Source organism: Streptomyces sp. NPDC055013 (assembly GCF_053608645.1).
In genome coordinates this window covers 43,599-61,437 of sequence record NZ_JBSGVW010000037.1, presented here as the reverse complement: position 1 = coordinate 61,437, position 17,839 = coordinate 43,599, and the positions used below count along the sequence as shown (strand labels likewise).

13 protein-coding genes and 2 pseudogenes are annotated in these 17,839 nt (G+C 69.4%); 7 read left to right on the top strand and 8 right to left on the bottom strand.

Annotated elements, in window-relative coordinates; all coding sequences use genetic code 11:
* Nucleotides 1-909: 909 nt before the first annotated feature.
* The 5 genes from ACWGDB_RS33920 to ACWGDB_RS33900 form a co-directional block, all read right to left on the bottom strand.
* A complete protein-coding gene (locus ACWGDB_RS33920; RefSeq protein ID WP_453825970.1) occupies nt 910-1,155 on the bottom strand; it encodes a DUF2283 domain-containing protein in 246 nt (81 codons plus the stop codon).
* 20 nt (nt 1,156-1,175) lie between these two features.
* Complete coding sequence (locus ACWGDB_RS33915; protein WP_453825969.1) at nt 1,176-1,736, bottom strand: transposase family protein; 561 nt, start codon at nt 1,734-1,736, stop codon at nt 1,176-1,178.
* A 289-nt stretch (nt 1,737-2,025) separates the two neighbouring features.
* Nucleotides 2,026-3,099: a tetratricopeptide repeat protein gene (locus ACWGDB_RS33910; protein ID WP_453825968.1), complete on the bottom strand. Its 1,074-nt coding sequence runs from the start codon at nt 3,097-3,099 to the stop codon at nt 2,026-2,028.
* A 5-nt stretch (nt 3,100-3,104) separates the two neighbouring features.
* Nucleotides 3,105-4,244, bottom strand: coding sequence for an NB-ARC domain-containing protein (locus ACWGDB_RS33905; protein ID WP_453825967.1), 1,140 nt, complete (start codon nt 4,242-4,244; stop codon nt 3,105-3,107).
* Between the two features lie 46 nt (nt 4,245-4,290).
* Nucleotides 4,291-4,650 (bottom strand): hypothetical protein, encoded by a 360-nt coding sequence (locus ACWGDB_RS33900; RefSeq protein ID WP_453825966.1) that lies wholly within the window; start codon nt 4,648-4,650, stop codon nt 4,291-4,293.
* 361 nt (nt 4,651-5,011) lie between these two features.
* On the opposite strand from ACWGDB_RS33900, the gene ACWGDB_RS33895 reads away from it, so the two are divergent.
* The 3 genes and pseudogenes from ACWGDB_RS33895 to ACWGDB_RS33885 form a co-directional block, all read left to right on the top strand.
* On the top strand, nt 5,012-7,372 hold the full coding sequence (locus ACWGDB_RS33895) for a tetratricopeptide repeat protein (protein ID WP_453825965.1): 2,361 nt from the start codon (nt 5,012-5,014) through the stop codon (nt 7,370-7,372).
* Between the two features lie 135 nt (nt 7,373-7,507).
* Nucleotides 7,508-7,876, top strand: a complete 369-nt coding sequence (locus tag ACWGDB_RS33890) for a hypothetical protein (RefSeq protein ID WP_453825996.1) — start codon at nt 7,508-7,510, stop codon at nt 7,874-7,876.
* Nucleotides 7,852-8,013: pseudogene (locus tag ACWGDB_RS33885) on the top strand (IS5/IS1182 family transposase); the annotation flags it as partial. The gene ACWGDB_RS33890 and the pseudogene ACWGDB_RS33885, both read left to right, overlap by 25 nt.
* A gap of 471 nt (nt 8,014-8,484) precedes the next feature.
* Here the strand turns inward: ACWGDB_RS33885 and ACWGDB_RS33880 are convergent.
* From ACWGDB_RS33880 to ACWGDB_RS33870, 3 genes are all read right to left on the bottom strand, one after another.
* Nucleotides 8,485-9,024, bottom strand: a complete 540-nt coding sequence (locus ACWGDB_RS33880) for a hypothetical protein (protein ID WP_453825964.1) — start codon at nt 9,022-9,024, stop codon at nt 8,485-8,487.
* Nucleotides 9,025-11,155: 2,131 nt separating this feature from the next.
* Nucleotides 11,156-12,286 (bottom strand): winged helix DNA-binding domain-containing protein, encoded by a 1,131-nt coding sequence (locus ACWGDB_RS33875; protein ID WP_453825963.1) that lies wholly within the window; start codon nt 12,284-12,286, stop codon nt 11,156-11,158.
* Between the two features lie 307 nt (nt 12,287-12,593).
* Complete coding sequence (locus tag ACWGDB_RS33870) at nt 12,594-13,748, bottom strand: pentapeptide repeat-containing protein (protein WP_453825995.1); 1,155 nt, start codon at nt 13,746-13,748, stop codon at nt 12,594-12,596.
* A gap of 560 nt (nt 13,749-14,308) precedes the next feature.
* On the opposite strand from ACWGDB_RS33870, the pseudogene ACWGDB_RS33865 reads away from it, so the two are divergent.
* The 4 genes and pseudogenes from ACWGDB_RS33865 to ACWGDB_RS33850 all read left to right on the top strand — a co-directional run.
* Nucleotides 14,309-14,552: pseudogene (locus tag ACWGDB_RS33865) on the top strand (hypothetical protein); the annotation flags it as partial.
* Between the two features lie 78 nt (nt 14,553-14,630).
* Nucleotides 14,631-15,575: an RNA polymerase sigma-70 factor gene (locus tag ACWGDB_RS33860; RefSeq protein WP_453825994.1), complete on the top strand. Its 945-nt coding sequence runs from the start codon at nt 14,631-14,633 to the stop codon at nt 15,573-15,575.
* Between the two features lie 171 nt (nt 15,576-15,746).
* Nucleotides 15,747-16,955, top strand: a complete 1,209-nt coding sequence (locus tag ACWGDB_RS33855; RefSeq protein WP_453825962.1) for an NAD(P)/FAD-dependent oxidoreductase — start codon at nt 15,747-15,749, stop codon at nt 16,953-16,955.
* 281 nt (nt 16,956-17,236) lie between these two features.
* The gene (locus tag ACWGDB_RS33850; RefSeq protein ID WP_453825961.1) at nt 17,237-17,791 is read left to right on the top strand and encodes an isochorismatase family protein; all 555 of its coding nucleotides are present in this window, start codon (nt 17,237-17,239) and stop codon (nt 17,789-17,791) included.
* Nucleotides 17,792-17,839: the final 48 nt, after the last annotated feature.

Genomic DNA, 17,839 nt, shown 5'->3' with positions numbered 1-17,839 from the left:
GTTTCTCCTTGCGCCGATGCGGTGGGGCGCTCGGTGGAGCGGTGTGGATGGATGACGGCAGCCCGGGTACCGGGAACCTCCCGCCTGCCGGGGGGATGTGTCAATGCGACGTCGCAGACATAACGCGCGAATGGACCCGAACGTCTAGCACGGGTTCCGCCACGCCGCGTACCTTCCGTGCACCGCCAACACGTATGCCTGAAAGGGGAGTTACTCGTAGCGCGGGAGAGGTTCGGCCGCCCTGCCGTCCGGCCGAGGCGCCCGGGTATGGCGGGCCTCGCGACCATCACGGAATCAGATCGGTCGGCAGCGACGGTGGCGAGGTGCAGGAGGCAGGCCGGAGGCGGCCGGCGCAGGCACGTCAGCTAAGGGCATGCGCAGGTGATGGCCACCCGGGGGCTTGTGAAGGACTTTCTTGAGGCACCGCGAGTGGTGCCACGGACCAGTGCCGGACTGTTGATCGCGGGAATGGCGCTGGGGGGGACTGAGTTGTTTTGGGGAGTCCACCGGTTTCTGCGATGAGCACGGGCTCTGGCTCAACATCGCACCCACCATCACTGGCTTCTGCTTCGCTCTTCCTGCGGCGCCTTTCCTGTTCGGAAGGCTGGCGGGTCAGCAGGCCCAGGCGGCCGAGCAGCGCAAGTCCGCCGCCGGGTCGAGCGGGATGTTGCCGACTTCCGGGACGAGCTGCTGGGCCCGTTCTCGGCGACCGATCTCCGGCAACTCTTACAGAGCGTTCACACTCTGCGGCAACAGATCCTGGCGGCGTCCGGCGGCAAGGGCAATCAGCGCAGTCCCTGCACATCGACTTCGCGCCCTTGTTCAAAGCGCAACACCAGCAGGTATGGAGGCTTTTCCAACCTGATCCAGAGTGCGGCAGGTTGGCCGTGACGGCTGCGCTTCCCTAGTTCATGCTCCTTCGGTATCCAGCCGTTCTGCGGACTTGAGCAAGTACTCGGGCAGTTTTGAGCTGGCCGCCAGAACCTCGATGCCGATGAGGCGGCCCTCCTCGTCGAAGTCGAGGTTGATCATGCCGTCGACGTCCACCGGATCGCACGGATACATGTACGCGGAGCGCACGCGAGCCTGCGGCTCGGTGAAGTACACGTACGCTGCGTTCACCGTCTTGTCGTAGGTGACCCTGACGTCCGCCACGATGGGCTGGCTCCCTTGGTTTAGTTGATGTCGGTGCTGTCTCTGTCCATGCTGCCGGATTCGCCTGCTTCATACCGACGCTGCGGGTTGCAAGGCCAGGACAGCCTTGACGATGTCGGTTGTGCGGGTGGTGCTGCAACCGAGTTTGCGCAGGAGACGCCAGCCTTGGGAGTGACGTTGGTCTGCTCGCCGACGGCTCGGATCCTGGCGTGAGAGGAGTTGACCGCGCGCCTTCCGGGCCGGAAGCGTGCTCCAGCGGCCCCGGTAGGGCACCCAGATCGTTCCTCGGCCACGCTGACAGCCATTGTCGGCCCAAGTCCGACGTCAGCTGCGGAGAGCGCTTCGATGATGCTGTGGTTTCGTGCGGCCCTGATGTCGTGGACGGCGCCAGGCAGGGCAGGTGCGGCACACAGCAGGCGTCCGAACGGAGCGGCGATGACTTGGACGTTCATGCCATGGCACTTGTGCTTGCCAGAGTAGTACAGGCGGTCGGCGGCAACGCGGTCGATGGACAGCAGGATGCCGTCCAGGATGACGAACGCCTTCGTCTTCGCGTCCGCACGCGTACTCAGACTGCCCATGCATCCCGGTCGCGCCCTCTGGGACCACTCACACGACCCCCGCTCGGGCTACCACTGAACGGGCATCACCCGCAATGAGCCGAGCGCCACCAGTGCAGGAAAGGAACAGGTCGAACGCATCCCCGGCGACCCAGTGTTTCCCGCTGTCGCAGCCGGGCAATGGCCGGCCTCGGCGAGCTGACCGGTTCGGCGCGCGGCGCCCCTGGGCCGGACCGGGGTTGGGGTGGGGTCCGGCCCTGCCGGACCCGTCCGCGCCGAGGGGAGGCGGAAGCGGGTTGCGCCCTGGAGGTCAGCGTGGGTGATTCGCTTGGTTCTGCCAGTAAGCCAGGTCGGCTTGGGTCGAGCGGGTCAGGGGATGGTCGGTGCCCAGCACGCGGATCCGGTCCTGCAGGAGTTCGGAGAAGTCGGTCACGGCGCCTTGTGGGTCTCCCGCCCTACCCTTCCAGTGCGCCAGGTTGTGTCGGGTCGCGAACGTATGAGGGCTGTCGGGCCCGAGGACGCGTATCCGGTCCGGTACGAGTTCGGTGAATGCAGCCACGGCCGCGTCCAGCTCTCCCGCCTCCGCCAGCCAGTAGGCGTGATTGTGCCGGACTGCAAGGGTTTGAGGGTCGTCGTGTCCCAGCGCGCGCGTCAGATCCCGCGCCAGTTCGGCGAAACTGGGCACGGCCTTGCCGGGCTCTCCCATCCGGCCTTGCCAGTACGCCAGGTTGTGCCGCGCGGCGCGGGTGTGGGAATGGCCGGGTCCCAGGAGGCGCAGTAGGTCCGGCAGCAGTGTGGCGAAACCCTCCGCGGCAGCCGCGGGGTCTCCTGCTTCTCCGTGCCACCGGTGCTGGTTGAGGCGGGTCATGAGGGTGTCCGGGTCGTCGCGCCCGAGGACGCGGATGCGATCGGGCACCAGTGCGGCGAAGCCGTGCGCGGCACCCGCCGGATCCCCGGCTTCCCCCCGCCACCGGGCCAAGTGGTGCCGGGCGTCGAGGGTGTCGGGATGGTCGGGACCGAAGCAGCGCGTCGTGGTGGCCACGAGGTGGTCGAAGTAGGCGCGGGCGGCGGTGGCTTGGCCGGATTCTCCGATGCTGCGGCCGTTGCGGTACAGCACTTCGTGTGCGTCGGGGTGATACAGGGCTTCGCCGGCGCCGGCGCCGGCGGCGAGGGCAGCGGTGTTGGCACGCAGAGCCTGCGCGAGGGCGGTGTCCCGCTCCATGTCGGGCCAGGCGGCTGTCAGAGCATCGGCCGCGCTCTGGGAGGTCTGCCGGTGCTGATCGGGGGTGAGGGCGTCACTGGTGGCGCGCTGGACGAGCTGATGGACACGCACGGCTTGGTACGGGGTGGCCGGGACGTAGTCGATGAGGCTGAGTCGGTGCAACACCGTCAGGGCGAGCTCGGCTTCGTCTGCCTGAACCGGGGAGGGCTCTTCGGGTGCCTGTGCGCCGGGAGTGCGGTGTCGGTGAGGTAGTCCAGGGCGGGCTGGTTGGTCAGCACCGTGTGCGGGATGCCGTCCGGGGCCAGGAGGGCGCTGAGCTGGAGGACGGGGCGGGCCAAACCGGCGGGGCGGAGGGCATCGGCGCGGTCGATGGACAGCGACCATGCCGCGGCCAGCGGCTCGGGCTGGTCGTCGGGCAAGGCGTCATGCTCCGGGACAGCCGTGGCCAGGGTGCGGGTGCGGTCGGCCAGGAGGGCGCGGTAGGCGGTGACGCTCTTGCGGGTGTCGTTGATGTAGGTGGCGGCCTGGGACAGGGCGAGCGGCAGGTGTCCGAGGTCTGAGGCGAGTGCTGCCAGTTCGCCCGCGGGCTGGCGGGCGTCGGGTTCGGTGAGGGCGGTGGTGAGGTAGGCGACAGCTTCGGCTTCGTCGAACAGGCCGACGGGGATGGTGTGGCGGCCGTCCGTGCCGAGGGCGTCGTCGCGGCAGCGTGTGGTGATCAGGGTGCGGCCGGTGGGGCTGGGCGGTGGCCGCAGGCCGCGTAGGTCGGCCGGGTTGGTGAGGTCGTCGAGGACGATCAGCCACCGGCAGGGCGGGGCAGCGGCTTTGGGGGTGAGCCAGGCCAGGAACCGCTGGGCGGCCTCTTCAAGGTCGTGGCGGTCGGCCCGGCACAGTTCGACGGCGGCCTGGGCGTAGGCCGAGATCAGCGCGTCGCGGGTGCCGGCGTTGGCCCACACCAGCACGTCCAGGCCGCCGGCGTCGCTGGTGTTGTTCCAGGCGGTGCGGGCGTAGTCGGCGGCGAGCTGGGTCTTGCCGACGCCGCCCATTCCGGTCAGCACCTGGCACAGCACCGCCTGGCCCCCGCCGCCGTCGATCGCGGCCCTGAGGCGGTCCGCTTCGGCGCGCGGCCGAAATGATCGGGCGGGTGGCGGGATGACACCGATCTGGTGCGGCCAGGGCGCCGGCTCCTGCGGGCCGTGCTGCTGCACCGTGACCGTACCGATCTCCAGATAGCCGGTGTTGGCGATCCCGCCGCTGCCGGCGCTCGCATCCCCCGTATCGCGCACCTCCGCGGCCCGCTCTGCACCCACGTGCCGGCGCCTGCGCCAGAACATCCCACCTCACCCGCGGTGTTGGTCAGTTCTCGCCGTAGTCGATGCCGGAACTGGCCTTGCTGCCAGGGCCTTTGGCGGTGGAGTTCCCGGTCTTCTTCACCTTGGCCGACCACCGTCCGCGACCACCGGGCCGCTTGATGCCGGTGGAGGCCGTGCCGCCGTCCTCCGCCAACGCCGCACCGGTGTCGACGGCCTCGTCACGGGGGCGTTCAGCCGGATGCTGGAACAGCGCCCACACGAACGCCGAGATCCCGGCCGCCGCCTGCACCGCTGCCCCGACCAACTGCCCGGCATCGGGACCGTTGGTCAGCCACACCAGTGGCGTCGACACGACGGCAGCCAGCGCCACCAAGATGATCGTGATCTTCCACCCCTGCGTCATCACAGCGCTCCCCTCCGTGCTGACGAACCGGTTCGGCCACTGTCCCGCATCCGCTCCGCGCATGCCCCCGAATCCGGGAAAGACGTCCGGGCAGGCGGACGGGGCTCCTGTTCGAGACTCGTTCTCGACGCCCTGCTCGCCGACATGGTCTGAGCACATATCTGGCACGAAGAGGTGACTGGCACGCCAGTATGTCGGGATGGCCGGGTTATGAAGGCACGCATGACCTGAAGGAGGGGCATGGCGCGGTGGTGGAAGATCACGCACATCGTCCTCGGAGTCGTCGCAGCCCTACGCGGCGAGCGGTATCCGCTGCATCGGAAGGCCCTCACATATGAGCGGACGCGGCAGAGGAGGGTCCGTGCAGTGGCGTAGCAAGCGATACCAACAGGGGCGTGACAACGCCGACGAGGCGATGGCCGTGATCGGCAGCGGCAATGCGTACGCCTCTCACGGAGGTGTGGCCGTCAGCGGAATCATGCACGCCGACGAGTTCACGGTCGTGCAGCACCGCCTACCGCGAGAGCCTGCGGACTGGCCGCACCAGGTGGGTGTCGTCCCCTCTGGTGCGCAGGCCTTTCAGGACCGTTCGGAAGGGCGCGAGCTGCGCACGGCGCTTGAGCACGGCGGCGCCGTGGGCGGAGCCGGTAAGACGCAGCTCGCTGCCTCGTACGCGCGCACCGCATGGCACGACGAGGGAATCGACATCCTGATCTGGGTGACCGCGAGCGACCGATCAGCGATCGTGTCCAGATATGCGCAGGCCGGCGTGGAACTGTGCCGGGCCGATGTGGATGACCCCGAACGGGCCGCGGAGACCTTTCTCGCCTGGCTCGCCACACCGAAGGGAACACCCTGCAAGTGGCTGGTCGTCTTGGACGATGTCGGAGATTCCGATGATCTGCGTGGTCTGTGGCCGCCACCGAATCCGTGCGGTCGTACGGTCGTCACCACGCGCCGTCGCGATGCCGCCCTGACTGCCGCGGCCCGACAGACGATCGAAGTCGGCGTCTTCAGTCCGGCTCAAGCCGCCGCGTACCTGACCGAATGCCTTTCCATCCATCGTCGGGAAGAGCCCGGGGAACAGCTCGCGGGTCTCGCCGCTGACCTTGGGCATCTGCCTCTCGCCGTCGCTCAGGCGGCCGCCTATCTCATCGACTCGGGGGTCGCCGCCCGTGCCTACCGCGACCTCCTGGCGGACCGGGCCTCGACCTTGGGCGGCAGCGCACCGGGTCGGCTCCCCGATGACCAGCTCACCCCAGTGGCTGCCGCCTGGTCGCTGTCGATCGACCGCGCCGATCGGGCAAGCCCCGTCGGTCTTGCCCGACCCATGCTCTATCTGGCAGCCGCGTTGGACCCGAACGAAATCCCGGCGGACGTCCTCACCAGCACACCAGCTCTGATCTTCCTTTCGATTCGCCGGGCAGCGGGGAAAGAACGGCCACGGTGGAAATGGTGGCCCCCCTTACGGTTCCCGGTCGTAACCCCTGATGAGGCCATCGGTGCTCTGCGCGTCCTGCATCGACTGAGTCTCATCGACTATCCCGTGGCCGACACCCCGGCAAGTATCCGGATCCACCAACTGATCCAGCGCGCTACGTGGGACACGCTCACCTACGGCCAACGCTCCGTGGTGGCCCGCGCCACGGCTGATGCGCTTCTGGCGGTCTGGCCCGACCATGACATCGAAGGCGATACCGTCCGGGCGCAGGTGCTTCGAGCGAATACCGCGGCTGTCGTGGAGCTCGCCGGCGACGCGTTGTACCGACCGCGCCTGCACAGGGTGCTCCATCACCTGGGCGAGAGCCTGGCCCAGGCCGGTGATGTGGCGGCCGTCGTCCGCCACTACCGTCACGTTGCGACTGCGGCCGCCGACCACCATGGCCGGTACGCCCGTGACACGCTCATGGCAGAACACAGCCTCGCCATGTGGCGGGGAGCAGCGGGGGACGCCACCGGATCGGTTGCCGCACTCGAAGATGTGTTGAAGCGGGTGGTGAAGGTGCGTGGGCGGTACCACCCTGATGCCCTGACCCTCCGGCACGACCTGGCCATCCGGCGCGGGGAAGCCGCGAACCCGACTGCCGCAGTCACAGGCCTCACCAAGGCGTTGGCCGAACATGTGCGGTTCCTGGGGGAGGAACACCCGAACACCCTCATCGCCCGGGGCAACTTGGCCAGCTGGCGAGGAGAGGCCGGAGACGCAGCCGGTGCGGTGGCCGAACTTTCGGACCTCGTGGAGCGCATGTCGCGGGTTCGAGGCCAACACCATCCCCACACCTTCATCGCACGCAGCCGACTCGCCTGGTGGCTGGGGAAGGCCGGAGATCCGGCAGCGGCGGTCGCCGCCTTACGAGATCTACTCGATGATCATGTACAAGTGTTCGGCCGCGAACACCGCGAGACCCTTCGGGTGAGGCAAGATCTGGCTTCGTGGCGCGGAGAGGCCGACGATACGAGCGGAGCCGTTGCGGCGTTCCTGGAGCTGCACCATGACCGGCGTCGGATCCTCGGTCCGCAGGACAGCGAGACTTCCGGGACTCTGGGGCACTTGGCTCACTGGCAGGGCAGGTCGGGCGATGTGGCGGCAGCGGTCCAAACCCTGACCGATCTGTTGGACGAACGTCTGCGGATCCTGGGCGTTGATCACCCCGACACTCTCAACACGCGGCAGTCTTTGGAGTTTTGGCAGGGCGAACTGGCCAAGCCCGGTGGTGACTGACGTTTCAGTCGAACTGCCGCTGCGGGACGGCCGTGAAGCTCGTCGTCCTCCCGCCTCTGCAGCTCGGCGTGAGGAATAAGGGTGCCGGAGGCCACGGTCACGAACATGCAGCCGTTCCGCAGGTGTTCGTAGAGCTTGGCGCCGCAGGCGATGGCGAGCACCGCCGCGTGGCCGTCCGTCGAGAGCGGCCTTTCGACGAGCGCCAATGCCGCTGCGGCGGCCACGATGGGCTCCAGGGCGGCGGGGAGCACCCTTCGGGCGGCGGCGTCGGGCGCGTCGGTGGCGTCCACCAACTGGCTGCGTATGTGGGCGGTCGATGGGACGAGGGAGCGGGTGTACACCGCGCTCATGGTCCACACGGACGCTGCCGAGGATCTGAACTGGGTTGTCTCGGTCGACTCCACGAGCGTGCGCGCTCACCAGCACGCGGCCGGGGCTCGCAAAAACGGGCACCGCCCGGGGAGCCCGGCGACCATGCCATCGGCCGGTCTCGCGGCGGGCTGACCACAATGATTCACCTCGCCGCCGACGGCGATTGTCGTCCCGCGGCCTTCGTGCTCACCGCCGCACAGGCTGGTGACGCACCGTCCTTCGCGGACGTGATGGGCCGCCTGCGTGTCCCGCGACGGCGCGGACGACCTCCGCACTGGGCCGGATGTGGGCCTGGCCGATGGGAACTGGCGGACATCTGACCGCAAGGCAGCCCCGGCCGATTTGCTCGACCGGGGCTCCTTGGCCTCCACATGCGTGACTTCTGCTCTGGATCGAGTCGGCCGTGTCCGGGGGAACGGATCAGCGCATCGCGTGCGCCCCTGGCCCGGAGGGTGCCCTGCGCGTGGACACGGCTGCGCATAGACCGCCGCGGGCGTCCTGGCCGTCCGTGATCCTGGCCTGGTTCCCGATGCTGCCGCCTCAGTCACCGGTTCGTATCGCCCCGGGACGGGAGGCCGGCAGTCCCCTGTCAACCCGTGAGGAGACGGCCGGGTGAGGGGCAGGGATCGGGATCGTGTCTACCGCCGTCCCACGGCGCCGGCGGGCAGGGCCCGGCCCTGTGGCGGCGGGCCGGGGTCCACCTGCCACGCGGGCCGGCTGCCGCTGGGCCGGTGTGGGGGTCAGTGGTGCTTCCTGTCGACGGCCCGGAAGCTGCCGACGAGCGCGAACGGCACCACGCTGCCGTCGAAAACCACCGTTCCGGGGATTGCGCTGCTGGAGTCTCCGCGCCCGATGGTCGCAATTGCGGCACCGTTGTCGCAGGTAATTCCGGTGAAGAATTCGATTCTCTTGTCAGTTTCGTTCCGGACGTTGAAGCTGGTCGCCGGACTACTGATTACAGCGATGCACTCACCCCCCTTGACCGAGTACGTCCGCTCGTTGACGTAGACGCGTTCGCGGTCGTCATCGTCATCCCTCCAGTCGCCGTGATTCGACCGCCCGTCCCCGCCCGTACGCCCGTCCCCGCCCGTCTGCCCGTTGCCGCCCGTCTGGCCGTCTCCGCCCATGTCCCCTCCCTGGGGCAAGGAGGCAGCGGCCTCCTGCACCGACGCGGCGGACTCCGGAACGGAATTCGAAGCCGACGCATAGTTCACGGTGGTTGCAGCGACTACGGTGATACCCACCGACAATGCGATCCCGACCACGGTACGCGTACGCATTCCGCTTCTCCCTCTCGCAGGCATAATACTTTCTCCATCTCTCAGGGATGCCAGCCGACCCGGCCGCCTACGAAAGAACCTGACTCACACCGAAATCTGTCGCCACTTCAGAAATCCGCGACAGACACCAGAACGGGGCCGAACGGGCGTTCAAGAACCCGGAACGACGCATGTGACGAACCATCAAAAAGTCACAGCAGAAGCGACTTGGCCACAGCACTGGGCCGTACGGGGGACTCACTGACACCCCGTCACACTTCTGCGCGCGTGTCGGGCATTGACAACACTCCGCACGACGACTACGACGCCACCCTCGGACTCCTGCATCTGCCCTGATCAGCGCCTCACAGCAGGAACTGTAGCGGGCGCACACAGCCGCCACGGACAGACTTGCCGACGCCGACGCAGGAAGGTCGGATCGCCCGCGGTCCAGTCCCAGTCGCCGCAGCCACGCAAGGGGAGCTGCCAGAGACCAGTACATTGACACCCCAGCTAGCCGACGGCGAGTCAAAAACCCGCGGACAGCACCGGAGCGGAGCGCCATCACCCCAGGCCCGACAATCCGCACCGCCGAAACCCCGGGCCCAGTCATGAGCCAGAAACAGCCCAGCGCACGACTCAGCGCACGAGACCTACCCCCTGGCGTGGCGAGGCCGTGGACGCCAGCATGAGTGAGGTCTTGGCCGCGAGTGCACCGGATGCCCGCGGCGCTGGGTTGAATCCAGGTATTGCCGCCCTCGCCGGTCGCACCGCAGCCTTCGCAGCCGGCAGTGGCCTTCGCGCCAGTCACCGGCTCCGAGCCGCGGCCGTGGTCACCCAGCCCCAGCCGTGGTGGCGGCCCACCCGTCTTCGCTCCACCCGCAGCCACCATCGAGGACGGCACTGCCCGCGCTGCCGCGGGTCGCATCCCAGCCGCCACCACCCGTGATGCCGGTCGTGACGGTGTTGAACCTGATGGCGTTGGCGCCATCACCGACTTGGCCGCCACCTCAGCAGCAACGGGTGCTGCTGCAGGAACGGGCACCCGCCGGTGGCGCCGGCGGGTACTCGTGCTTCCAGATCACCGACTTGGCCGCCACCTCAGCAGCAACGGGTGCTGCTGCAGGAACGGGCACCCGCCGGTGGCGCCGGCGGGTACTCGTGCTTCCAGCCCCAGCCCCAGCCCCAGCCGCGCGGACGCAGCCAGTGTCGGCCTGGCAGGCGGCCTGAGGAGCTCGGCCAACAGCCGACCGGTGACCGCCGGGGCCGATTTCAAGAGGGCCCGCCGAGCAGAAGATCATCCGCCTGCCGCCGGGCTCGCGCAGGAACACGGTGCCGCCCCCGGTCCCCCATAGGTTCGGCGATGGCCGGATACGTCGGCCTTGCGCTGACCGGAGGGCGAGCACGTCCCCGAACGCAAGGCTCCGGCGCTACGACAAGGTCAGGCTGCGGGCCGATGGCCACCCTCTGAGGTGATCAGGTCGTCCGTCCAGGCGATGACGTTCTCGCGGCGGTCGGCCAGGGGGGTGGTGCAATGCCGGGGACGAATAGCTGAACCCCGGGCAGACGGAGGCTGAGTGGGTGCGGTGGCTCTCAGCCCCGGGCCTCGGTGCAGTCCTCACCACGCAGGCGTGGGTCCTGGGGCACTCCCCATCGCGCGGCGGTGGCCGGCTGGTGCCACAGCCGATTCCCCGACACCCCGCCAGACCGCCGCGGCTGCGCAGGGGCGTGGCTTCGGCACGGCGGCCGGCACTCCGGTTGCAGCGCCACAAGTGCGCCGGTCAGGGGCGTTCCGGCGAGAGTACCTGGGCCGGCGAAGATGGCGGTGAACATCCAAGGTCTGCCTCGGGCCGTGGAGAGTCGGTTCGTCGGTATGACGCCTGAACGCAGGTGCTGAACACCCTGCACGGTTGTGCCGACGTACGGCAGTTGCCACCCCGCCCCGGGGCAGCGTCGACCTGCGCGTGCCGTGGCCGAGGCACCGTAGCTGTCACTGGCGAAGCACGTCACTCCTCACAAGCCGACGCGAAGAGGCAGAAAGCTGTCGCCTGCCACCCTCGCAAAGCGCCGCGCCGACCACCCCAGACGGCGCCAGGTTCGTGTCAAGGACCCTTGAGCGGTACCGCTGAAGTCCGGGCGGCGCATCAGCTGGTCACAGCATCCGTGCCTCGGTTGTTGGGAGCTTCGCCCACCAGTGGTGGTAGCGGCTGTAGACCTCCGTCTCGCGCTCGCCCAGGAGCGTCTTCAGGGATTGGGCCTCGGTGGCCAGTCCGTCCCAGGTGGCGGGCGACAGGGAGTGGAAAGCGGTGGCCTCGATGCCGCCTTGCAACGGGCGCCATACACCGGCGACGTAGCCGTCGACCAGCAAGGCGGGCAGTACGTCTCCGTTGCTGCGGATCACCAGGGGACGGTAGGCCGGGGGTATCACCCGGCTGCGGTCGGCGTAGGCAAGCAGGATGCTGTCCCACATCGCCATGAGCCGGGGCGGCGCGGGAGTATCGGCGGGCGGGCGGGGGGCGGCCGGGAGGTCGAACAGCGTGTTGCCGTCCGGCCCCTGGACCTGCTCGATGGTGCCGTCCCGAGCGGACAGCGCCTGGCGGACGGGTGCCCGCTGCACCATGGCGAATTGCGCCACGTCGGCGACCGACGCGGGCCCGAAACCTGCCAGATAGCGCAGTATCAGGGTCTGCAGTGCCTGTTGGTCCACCACGCGCCCCGCAGGGACGGGCTCGGTACCCGCCGCGACGAAGGACGGCCGGAGGCCGAATGACCACGGCCCGCCTGTTGGGGCATGGTGCAGCGGCGCGTAAGCCTTCAGCCCCCACCACGCGCCGTCCTTCTTCTCGGCGCCGAGCCGCTCCTCGACCCACGCCTGCAACTGTGCCGAAGTCCGCGGCCGGCAGGCGAAGGCCAGCAGCTCCGGTACCAGTTCGTTGGCGTCCGCCGGAGTCAGCCCCGCGTCGGCGAAGCGGAAGCCGAGCCGGGAGGCGTACAAGGTGGGCTGCATCGCCGCGCGGAAGACCGGATAGTCACCGACATGCACGGCGTGCAGGGTGATCCTCATCAGGGTCGCCTTGACCACCGCACGCCCGCTGAAGGCGGTATCGAGTTCGGCCGGAGCGAAACCGGCGACCCGGTTCCACAGCGCGAGATACGGCGAGGCCGGATGCTGCGCCTGGAGCGCGACCACGCGCCGCACCGCGTCGACGGCGGTCAACGGCTCGCGCTCCAGCAGCAGCTGACGGCTGAGGGTCGCCCGGTTGAGCTCGCGCGCGGTGATCACAACGGGGCAGGCTACCGTCCCGCCCCGGACCTGCCACAGCCCCAGTCCCAGTCCCAGTCCCAGTCCCAGTCCCCAGCCAGGTGACAGGAATCCGCGTACGTCAAGCATCGAGGGCACACGCTCGTAGCGCGCTGCCACCGGCCACCGGGAAGGAGGGCCGGGTACTGGCCTACGGCCTTGGGAGCGGTGTCAGGTCCCGGATCTGTCTGGCGGCCCTGGGCTCTGCGCGATCAGGACAACGCCGAGGAGGGAGTGACGCCGGGTCAGGCGGATCGTGGCCGCCGCAGCCTTGCCCCTCGCGTCCTGGTCAGGGAGTGGACCGCAGCGGCGGTGCCTGCCACGTCATCCCCGGTGGCTGGAGTAGGGGTGAGGGCTCGGGGCCGGGGTCATCGGTGTCGACGACTCCGGCGGCCGCGTGGTCGAAGTCGGCGGGCCAGCGTGTGTACGTGCTGGCCAGGGCGCCGGTCAGGCGAGCTTCGACAAGGTCGGCGGTGCTCAAGTCGGTGCCGCGCAAGTCGGCCCAGCGGAGGTCGGCGCGGTGGAAGACCGCGCCCTGGGCGTCGGCCTTGCGCAGGTTCGCCTCGCGCAGGTCGGTCTCGGTGAAGTCGGCGTCACGCAAGTCGGTCTCGACCAGCTTCGCGGCCCGTAGGTCGGCCAGAATGCAGCGAGACCGACGGAGAATCGCAGTCGTGAGGTCGGCGTGCCGTAGGTTGACCGAGACCAGGGACGCCTGGGTCAGATTGGCGTGGTACAGGCCCGCCGCCTCCATGCAAGCGCGGTCGAAGTTGACCTCGGGGAACCACAGTCCGTCGCAGTCGGCCCGGCGCAGGTCGGTGATGCTGAGGTTGACCCAGGAGTGCTCCCGGTGGCGGCAAAGCACGCCGAGCGCGGTCAGTGCCACCTGAGCGTCGGCGGCGCGGGTCTCCAGGGGTGCGATGTCGTTGATGGGCAGGTCTGCCGCCGGTGATTCGGGCCCGGCGGGCGGCCAGGGCAGGTGGGTCCGTAGATACGCGGCCTGGATGGAGATGATGGCCTCCCGGTCGCGGGCGGACTGCTCCGCGATCCGCCACAGCGCGTGCAACCCGCCGATGCGCACATCCAGCTTGTCGCTGCCGAGCTGGTCGACGGCCCGGCTGAATCGGTCGGTGACGTAGCCCTCCTGGGTGGCGCGCAAACCGTCCTGACTCACCCGCAGTTGCCGCCAGGTGGCGTACGCACCGAAGAGCACGATCAGGCCGCCGATTACCTGCAGAAGCGTCGTGCGGACATCGTTCACCGCCTTCAGCCGATCCTGCGCGGCGACGCTCGCCCCGGCGAGATCGTGGTCGACCACCACACCCGGCAGGACGACGAACACCGTGCCCACAATGACCAGCCCCGCCGCGGCCAGCAGACCTGCAGCCACACGACGTCCGACCCGAGCGTCGTGCCATGCCCGCCGCCCGCGGTCCGGTTCCCCCATCTCCATGGGCATGGGAGCCTAGGCGCCGCCCAGAAGACGATCAAGAGTGCTGTGCCGCTGGCCGGGACATGAAAACGGCCTTACTGGTTGGGTGAGTTGTGAGGCTGGCCCACCTGGGCCCGTGCGGCCTGTTGCCATCGTGCCCGCTCCGGCATTTCGCGCGCATACTTCGGCGAGTTACTCGAAAGGACTCGCGCCCTGGTAGCGCAGGCCGGGCAGGAGTCGGCACTGCACGAGCGCGTGACGGAGACCGGAGGCACGCGGCCGGCGCCAGTCCCAAGCAGCGCCTGGTCCTCGCTGCTGCCGACGATGCAGCGCGATACACCGCAGAGGCTCAGCGTATGGCCGCGCTGCGGGAGGACCCAAGAGTCCAGATCGCAACATTCGTCCGCTGCGCCAGGGAAATAGGCTCACACCGTCAGCCCGGTCACCGATTGGACTTCGACCTCGACGGACGTGCGGGACAGGCGTGCGTCGAGTCCGCCGAGGTCGCGGGCGGCATCGGTCAGCGAGGCGGGCATCCCCGGTGGGGGCCGGCATCGGCCCGCCCGCCCGCCGCCTGGGACGGCCGGGCCCGTGCCCTGACCGCCCTGCTTACAGGCGCCGACTACAGGGCCGTGCGCCCGGCCGACTTGCAGGAGGCCTTGTTCTTCGTCGGGCTGCCCGGCACCGTACGGCCGGGCCTCGTACGGGAGCTCACCCAGCATCAGGTCTCGGAGGACGGGGGCCTGGGCGGCTCCTACCACCTGCTAGGTCGGCGACCCGAACGGGATGCTCGTCGGGATCGACCTGGCCTGCGGGACGCTGCCCCACCAGCTCCGGGACTCTGCCGAGTCTGTAGACCTCGCAGGCATTCGGAGACACTCGTCTAGGATCCGGTGCATGGCGCTGACGACGCACGACGTGGACCGGTTCCAGGCGACGAGGCCCCGTCTGGAGGCGATCGCCTATCGTCTCCTCGGCTCGGCGAGCGAGGCGGAGGACACCGTGCAGGAGACGTTCCTACGGTGGCAGGCCGCCGACGTCGACCGGATCGAGGTGCCCAACGCCTGGCTGACGAAGGTGCTCACCAACCTGTGCCTCAACCAGCTCGCCTCGGCCCGCGCACGCCGGGAGACCTATGTGGGCCAGTGGCTGCCCGAGCCGCTGCTCGCCGGCGATCCGATGCTCGGCCCGGCCGACACTGCCGAACAGCGCGAATCCGTCTCGTACGCGGTCCTCACCCTGCTGGAGCGGCTCACCCCCAACGAGCGGGCGGTGTACGTGCTGAAGGAGGCCTTCGACTACCCGCACCGGGAGATCGCCGACATCCTCGACATCAGCGAGGCCGCCTGCCAGCAGATCTTCCACCGCGCGAAGAAGCACGTGGCGGCGGGCAAGGCCCGTACGGAGATCGACGAGGCGGCGGCCCGGCGGATCGTCGAGGAATTCCTCGCGGCAGCCACCAGCGGGAAGACCGAGCCGCTGGTCAAGCTGCTCACCTCGGATGCCATCGCGGTCGGTGACGGCGGCGGAAAGGTCCCGGCCCGCGCCAAGGCGTTCGAGGGCGCCCTCGCGGTCGCGAAGTTCATGCGGGGCCTGTTCAAGCCGGCCCCGGTCAAGCGGGCCATGGTCGGCGGCTCACCCGAGATCCACATCTCGACGGCCAACGGCGGCCCCGCGATCCTGGCGGTCGTCGACGGCCGGGTCGTTGGGATCATCTGCCTGGAGCTCGGCGCGGACGGCATCGTGGCGTTCCGCAGCCAGGCCAACCCCGACAAGCTGGAACGCGCGACCGAGGTGTGGGCCGCCACCGAGCACGGGCAGCCCCTGTTCCACGCCTTCTGACGAATGCCGCGCAAGGGCTGTCCGACGCACTTCCACGAGCCGGGTCACACCGCCCAACGAGGGTGTGACCTGCTTCACATCCTGTTCCTGTCAGGAAAGCGTGGGCTGCCCGGTTCAAGGGGCGTGACCGAGCAAAAGCGAGCGTCGCACCCGCGCAGACAGGAGCAGGAAATGCAGCACCGCATCATCGTCCTCGGAGCCGGCTACACCGGGGCCACCGCCGCCGGGCGCCTCGCCAAGCGGTTGCACCGCGAAGACGTCGCCATCACCCTCGTCAACGCCGAGCCGGACTTCGTCGAACGCGTCCGGATGCACCAGCTCGCGGTCGGCCAGGAGCTCAAGCCCCGCCCCTTCGCCGAGATGTTCGCGGGCACCGGCGTCGAGGTGAAACTCGCCGAGGTCACCGGTATCGACGCCGACCGCAGGGCCGTCACCGTCGTCGAAGCGCACAGCGCCGGGCAGCAGGAACTGGAGTACGACACCCTCGTCTACGCCCTCGGCAGCGGCTGGAACCCCCAGAGCGTTCCCGGCACCGCCGAGCACGCCCACGAGATCTCCAGCCGCCCCGGAGCGCTCCGGCTGCGCGAGCGGCTGGCCCGGCTGGACGCGGGACAGCCCGTGGTGGTCGTCGGCGGTGGACTCACCGGCCTGGAGGCCGCGACCGAGATCGCCGAGAGCCGCCCGGACCTTGACGTCGCCCTCGTGGCCCGCGGCGGCTTCGGCGACTGGCTCTCCGACAGGGGCCGAGGACATCTGCGAAAGGTCTTCGCCGGGCTCGGCATCACCGTGCACGAGCACACCGCCGTCACCGCCGTCGAGGCCGACCGCGTCCTTACCGACGGCACGTCCGTCCCGGCCGCGGTCACCGTGTGGGCCACCGGCTTCGCCGTCCACCCGATCGCCGAGGCCAGCACGCTGGAAGTCTCCCGCACGGGCCAGATCGTGGTCGACGAAACCATGCGCTCGCTCTCACACCCCGAGGTGTACGCCGTCGGCGACGCGGCCCTCGTGACGGGCCCGGGCGACAAGCCGCTGCGGATGTCGTGCGCCTCTGGCGTCCCCACCGCGTGGCAGGCCGCCGACGCAATCGCGGCCCGCCTGACCGGCGACAAGCTCCCGAAGGTTCCGATCCGCTACTTCCAGCAGTGCGTCTCGCTCGGCCGCAAGGAGGGCCTGATCCAGTTCGTCACCGCGGACGACCACGCCGTCCCCAAGGCACTCACCGGCCGCCTCGCCGCCTTCTACAAGGAAATCATCTGCAAGGGCGCGGCCTGGGCCGTCGCCCACCCCACCGTGGGCATGCCGGTCCGCCGCCGCCGAACGGTACAGCCGACGCCGGAGCCGCCAATGTCGCACGCACACTCTCTGTCGACGCGCTGAGGACAGCACTGCACGGCAGCTGAGGCAGAACCTGGTCCAACTCCACACTCCCACGCACCGGATGGACGCTCGGTCCGGGTCGCCCCCAGACGCCATCGCGGCGCGGGCCGGCCCGGACCTTTCTCCCTTCGTGTCGAAGCCATGGTGCGGGGCCCGCTCCCGCAGGAGCTGGGGGATGAAGGTGTCCTCGTGGTCGGCGTGTTCGCGTATGCGTGAACAGTCGCGCGCGCTGCCTCAGGTGAAGCGACGCAGTGGCGGAGTCGACGGATAGGCTGGCCGACATGCCAGATACCGCGCTCCTCATCGTCGACCTGCAGGGCGCCCTGGTGGCAGGCGCCCACGATGCCGAGGCCTGTCTTGCTCGCGTCGCCGAACTCGCCGAGCGTGCCCACGCAACAGGCGCACCCGTTGTCTACTTGCGGCAGCGGGTCGACCTCCCCGGCGTGCCGGCCGAACTGCTGGACATCCATCCCGCGGTGGCCCCGCAGCCGGACGACACCGTGTTGGACAAGGACAGCGCCGACTCCTTCCTGGACACGCCGCTCGACGGGCTCCTGCGCGAACACGGGGTCCGTCGGGTGGTCGTCACCGGCTTCGCAACCGAGTACTGCGTCGACTCCACCAGCCGCAGTGCGCTCTCGCACGGTTACGACCTCGTCCTCGTCGCCGACGGCCATACGACGCCAGAGCGCCCCGTCGACAGTCAGCTGCCGAGCGCGGCCCAGGTGGTCGTCCACCACAACGCAGTCTTCGCAACGATTGCCTACGCCGGCCGCACGATCCAGGTGCTCCCGGCTGTGCAGGTGGGCTTCGCCGCCGAACCAGCCGCCGGATAAGGGACCGCGCCGCCAGGGTTTCCGCGCGCCGCATCGGTCGAGCCGTCG

Coding starts and splice junctions, on each gene's coding strand:
- ACWGDB_RS33915 (WP_453825969.1), bottom strand. CDS start 1,736: ATGGGCAGTCTGAGTACGCGTGCGGACGCGAAGACGAAGGCGTTCGTC.
- ACWGDB_RS33900 (WP_453825966.1), bottom strand. CDS start 4,650: ATGACGCAGGGGTGGAAGATCACGATCATCTTGGTGGCGCTGGCTGCC.
- ACWGDB_RS33880 (WP_453825964.1), bottom strand. CDS start 9,024: ATGCGTACGCGTACCGTGGTCGGGATCGCATTGTCGGTGGGTATCACC.
- ACWGDB_RS33870 (WP_453825995.1), bottom strand. CDS start 13,748: ATGGGGGAACCGGACCGCGGGCGGCGGGCATGGCACGACGCTCGGGTC.
- ACWGDB_RS33860 (WP_453825994.1), top strand. CDS start 14,631: ATGGCGCTGACGACGCACGACGTGGACCGGTTCCAGGCGACGAGGCCC.
- ACWGDB_RS33855 (WP_453825962.1), top strand. CDS start 15,747: ATGCAGCACCGCATCATCGTCCTCGGAGCCGGCTACACCGGGGCCACC.
- ACWGDB_RS33850 (WP_453825961.1), top strand. CDS start 17,237: ATGCCAGATACCGCGCTCCTCATCGTCGACCTGCAGGGCGCCCTGGTG.